The organism is Teredinibacter waterburyi (assembly GCF_001922985.1).
GTDB lineage: Bacteria > Pseudomonadota > Gammaproteobacteria > Pseudomonadales > Cellvibrionaceae > Teredinibacter > Teredinibacter waterburyi.
In genome coordinates, this window is record NZ_MRUH01000090.1 from 1 (window position 1) to 4,710 (window position 4,710).

Annotated in this window: 5 protein-coding genes; all 5 read left to right on the top strand. The window is 45.4% G+C overall.

From position 1 onward, the window contains the following. The coding region (locus tag IDZ20_RS06625) for a YncE family protein (RefSeq protein ID WP_223144917.1) at nt 1–1,074 on the top strand (1,074 nt) is incomplete at its 5' end. Between the two features lie 79 nt (nt 1,075–1,153). Continuing rightward, entirely contained in the window at nt 1,154–1,585 is a 432-nt protein-coding gene (locus tag IDZ20_RS06630; protein WP_188150645.1) for a two-partner secretion domain-containing protein, read from the top strand. A 62-nt stretch (nt 1,586–1,647) separates the two neighbouring features. Further along, complete coding sequence (locus IDZ20_RS16210; protein ID WP_223144918.1) at nt 1,648–3,147, top strand: hypothetical protein; 1,500 nt, start codon at nt 1,648–1,650, stop codon at nt 3,145–3,147. Then, nucleotides 3,140–3,676 (top strand): hypothetical protein, encoded by a 537-nt coding sequence (locus IDZ20_RS06640; protein WP_223144919.1) that lies wholly within the window; start codon nt 3,140–3,142, stop codon nt 3,674–3,676. Before IDZ20_RS16210 ends, IDZ20_RS06640 begins: the two co-directional genes overlap by 8 nt. Nucleotides 3,677–3,867: 191 nt before the next feature. Further along, on the top strand, nt 3,868–4,404 hold the full coding sequence (locus IDZ20_RS06645; RefSeq protein ID WP_188150646.1) for a hypothetical protein: 537 nt from the start codon (nt 3,868–3,870) through the stop codon (nt 4,402–4,404). Nucleotides 4,405–4,710: the final 306 nt, after the last annotated feature.

Consider the following 4,710-nt stretch of genomic DNA (forward strand, 5'->3'; position numbering starts at 1 on the left):
AACGTTAACGTGCGCAAAGGCGATTTCGACAGTGCTATTTTTCCTGATGGTGCGGATGCCAACCCTATGGGTAGCGTACGTAGTGCTCAGATTTTAAATAACGCGAGAAGAGTGGCACTGAATTCTAGCGGTGAAGGAGAGGGCCCCGCCTTTGAAGTCTACTCAGCTATCGATAGTGAGTTTGTTGGAACTTCTCCCCTCGACTACAGCCAGTTCTCGGTTGATCTAGATGAAATGTCCCGGATCCGAGGGGGGGATAACAATCAACGCTATATTATCGTCATCGAAGAGCGTGGAATTCCGAATGGTGGGTTAGCTTTAGCCATGTTTTACCCAACGAGGGGGGGCACTTATCCCTCATGGGAAGGGGTTGAAATTATACCGTTACCAGTAGAAAACTCGAATGGCTGGGAAGGCGAGATTGGCGATGTTGCCGTTGCCGGGCAAGGGCTGATGCAATCTGAAGGCGAGTCTGTGTTTGCCTATGTGGTTAACCCCGTAAACCAGGTGGTTTACGAAGCTGACTTTCGTACCGGAAATGTTCGTGAGGTTGCGAACGCTTCTTCAGCCGTGGGCAGTGAAGTATTCGAGACGCCATACGGGCTAGCCGTGGATGATGATGCCGGTACGCTTTACGTTGTTAACAATAGTGCCGGTGATATTCTTCAGCTCGACATAGCCACGGGTGACTACAGTCTTTTTAGTTCTGAAGGTAACAATGGTATTACCGGCTTTAATGCGGGGGGCGCAATGACCTCGCTTATTCTAGATAGAAAAGAAGGCCGCAACCAGTTAGTCATGCTTGGTGGCATTAATTCAGACCTTGTTATAGGCGTAAGCCTTGACGATGGTTCGCGTAGCATTCTTTCACAAGGCAAGGCCGGTATGACCTTTAAAAATCTAAAATCGGGTATATCGCAATCCACCGGAATTGATAAAGGCCCCGCATGGAATGAATACCAAGAGCAGCAATATGTCTTGGTTGTAGATTCTGATGACGAGGCCGCTTACGCGTTGGATTTGTCCACCGGCGAGCGCGTAGTTCTGTTTAAAACCAAGGTGGTTACGCCTTAGTAAGGTTGAATGTTAGGCGTTTAAGCGAATTTAACTTCTGTAAATTGTTCACCAAAGGCGACGGGAAGAGTAGTGCTGTATGAAATGGATTAACAAAACTGAATGGGCTAGTAAGCGATCTTTGTTGGCGTTGGCTGTGACGAGTGCCGTTTGCTCTATGGCACAAGCTGGCCCAGAAGGTGGCGAAGTAGTTGGCGGCGCTGGCGATATAAATCACAACGGCAGCACCACCACCATTAACCAAGCAACCGACCGCATGGCTATTAACTGGCAAAGCTTCGATGTGGCGGCCGACGAGCGCGTGCAGTTTATTCAACCCAGCAGCTCTTCCATTGCACTTAATAATATTTTAAGTAACCACGGCTCTAAAATTCAGGGCCAAATAGACGCTAACGGCCAAGTAATATTAATAAACCCGAATGGCGTTATTTTTGGTGAAAATGCCACGGTAAATGTAGGTTATAGCGGGGTAGCCCCGTTAACGGAGTTCACGGGGCTTGCCATAGGGTAAACATTTTAATTTAGAGAAAAACACCAAAGCTTGGAATGCAGAAATAAAAACGGACTTTTAACATGAGCTATTTTACAAACCCCATTGTAAGTGACGCCTTTGGCTATTTATTTGAAATGGTGATTGGCGCTAATAGCGTGAGTGATTCTCGCTTGGAGCCTTATCTCCGCAATGATTTGGTGTACGCCCAACAGTTTATTTCACACCTTAACGTGGAAGCTCACCATTGGCCTAATTGGGTGGGCGGCATGTTATCGCCTAACGATATTCACCAACACATAAGCTTTCGGGTTGCGTGTTTAGTGGTTAGGGGCGCTATTCGGTTTTACAAGCTACCCAGGCTGCAAGATGCTACGCCCATAGCTGTAGCGCCGGGGCAGGGCATGTGTTTTATGCCTTCGGTTAAAAATACACACATCCCGTGTAAGGCCGAACGCCAAGTGTGCTCCAGCCTGGCGGAAGCCGAAGCCCTGGTGAATGCCATCCCCTTCGATGCGGCAAGCCTTGCTAGCGCTTTGCACAGCAGCGGCGTCTGCGGGCCAAGCCAATACGTGGGCACCTCAACCAGTGATCAGCAAGCCGCAAAGAATTTACTCACACAGCAACTCGCCAGTGGTGCTATTTGGGTTTATAAAGTAGCCTATCAGCAACAGCCAACAACCGGAAACGCTCCCCCGGTTCTTGTTAGTGCAACCGATATGCCCGGCAATCGCCGAGTACCGCTAGCACCCGAGCCATCACCTGCTCCCGCCATAAACACAAAAAAACTGCCTAGCAGTATAGGGGAGTGTGAAAAGCGTTTGCTTGAAGCGCGCAAGAAGCTGGATGATGAAGGTTATAAACCAAAATACACCGATAGACAGCTACAAGCGCAAGTGAAAAGCGGCGAGGTTGCCGGCGAACGTTTTTTGGTGAGCTTCCAAACAAAAAATACCGATGCCACCGCTAAGCTGGCGCACCAGCGCGATAGCGGATTAGTTCCCATCTGGTCAACCAGCTTCGACCAACTAGAAAATGCCGACACAGATCCCGAGTTAATCGCCGCGGTGCTGGGCACGCCCTACGATCCAAGCAAAGACTACGTACTTCATATTATTGATCGTGGAGAAAATATGGCGGCCTTCGGCCAAGACACCTTCGTGCCGACTTGGGAGAAAATGCGGGATGTAAGTGTTAACGAGCTAGCAGGGGGAGATGATGGATTCGATGAAGATGTATTAAAGGAGGTGATGACTCCTGAATATCAGAAAGATTACGCCGACAATATTGAACATTATAAATCGGTGGGGCTGGGTGAGTTTAACAGCAAGGATCAAGCGGAATTTATTGCTGAATTTTCACAAGAAAAACAAACTAAGTTTAATGCTCGGCACGCCGTTAGAACCGAGCTTGGCGCGAATAGCGAGTTTACTGGTAATGGGCTTACTCAATCTCGAGATACCAGCTCTCAGTACGGAGTTGTGGAAACCCTAACCCTAGAACGCAATCCCCCAAGTATTAACGATATGGATAATGTGACAACTATAGCTCTTAACAAAAGAGGGAAAGAACAAAATGCCTAGTTTGAAAATAATGGCTCCGTTGGGGATTATTGATGAAAATTGTTTGGCTCATAATGAACTTGTGTTGATGCCCTTGGATTACGAAATGTTTCCGACTCATGATGTAAATATATTTGTGAAGGGAGTCCATTTTGTCATAAATACACACTATTGGAGTAAATTGAAAAGTAAGTGGCGTGTAACTCAAGAAGAATTCCCCTTGGAATCCTTAAGCTGGATAATCGACAGTTTTGAAAATAAGTTTTGGAAAAAGCCAGAGGAAGGTGGGCTTCCTGTGGGTGTGCTTCATGTTAAAGCAAAAATAGCTGATGAAAATATCCGTATAAATGCATCCAGAAATTGTTGTGCCGAGAATTTATTTGGTTATACAGTCAGGAACTTTAGTAGAGCTAATTACATTTCAAACATAGCCCCCCAAGAATGGGATGTACCCCGTTACATGCTTTTGGAGCAGGGCCTTTTGGAGCAACTCAAACAAATAAATAAGCGTTATATAAGTGGTGAGTTTGATTCCTTAGCAAAGGCTTAAAGGCCAGTGGGGGCAAGCCTCGTTAAAGGCTAATACGGGACAGACCCCATTTCCCCTCGCGTTCAAATAGCAAACTAGCAAATCTGAATATGGCGTAGTTGAAACTCTAACGTTGGAGCGAGACCCGCCATCCATAATCAATATGAATAATGTTAAAACAATAGATTTAAAACCTCGAGGTCGCTAAAAAGATGGCTAAGTTAAAACTGCTTCCTGCTCTGGGGCTGATCGATCAAAATAAACTGAATTTGAACGAGCGTCACTTGATGCAAGTAAAATATGAAATGTTCCCAGATAAAAAAGTTGGTCTCTTCGTAAAAGGGTCTTTTTTTGTGGTTAGTACCCTATTTTGGAATAAGCTTAAAAAAGAGTGGATGGTAACTCAGAAGGAATTCCCCTTGGAATCCTTAAGCTGGATAATCGACAGTTTTGAAAATAAGTTCTGGAAAAAGCCAGAGGAAGGTGGGCTTCCTGTGGGTGTGCTTCATGTTAAAGCAAAAATAGCTGATGAAAATATCCGTATAAATGCATCCAGAAATTGTTGTGCCGAGAATTTATTTGGTTATACAGTCAGGAACTTTAGTAGAGCTAATTACATTTCAAACATAGCCCCCCAAGAATGGGATGTACCCCGTTACATGCTTTTGGAGCAGGGCCTTTTGGAGCAACTCAAACAAATAAATAAGCGTTATATAAGTGGTGAGTTTGATTCCTTAGCAAAGGCTTAAAAAACAAACTAAGTTTAATGCTCGGCACGCCGTTAGAACGGAGCTTGGCGCGAATAGCGAGTTTACTGGCAATGGGCTTACTCAATCTCGAGATACCAGCTCTCAGTACGGAGTTGTGGAAACCCTAACCCTAGAACGCAATCCCCCAAGTATTAACGATATGGATAATGTGACAACTATAGCTCTTAACAAAAGAGGGAAAGAACAAAATGCCTAGTTTGAAAATAATGGCTCCGTTGGGGATTATTGATGAAAATTGTTTGGCTCATAATGAACTTGTGTTGATGCCCTTGGATTACGAAATGT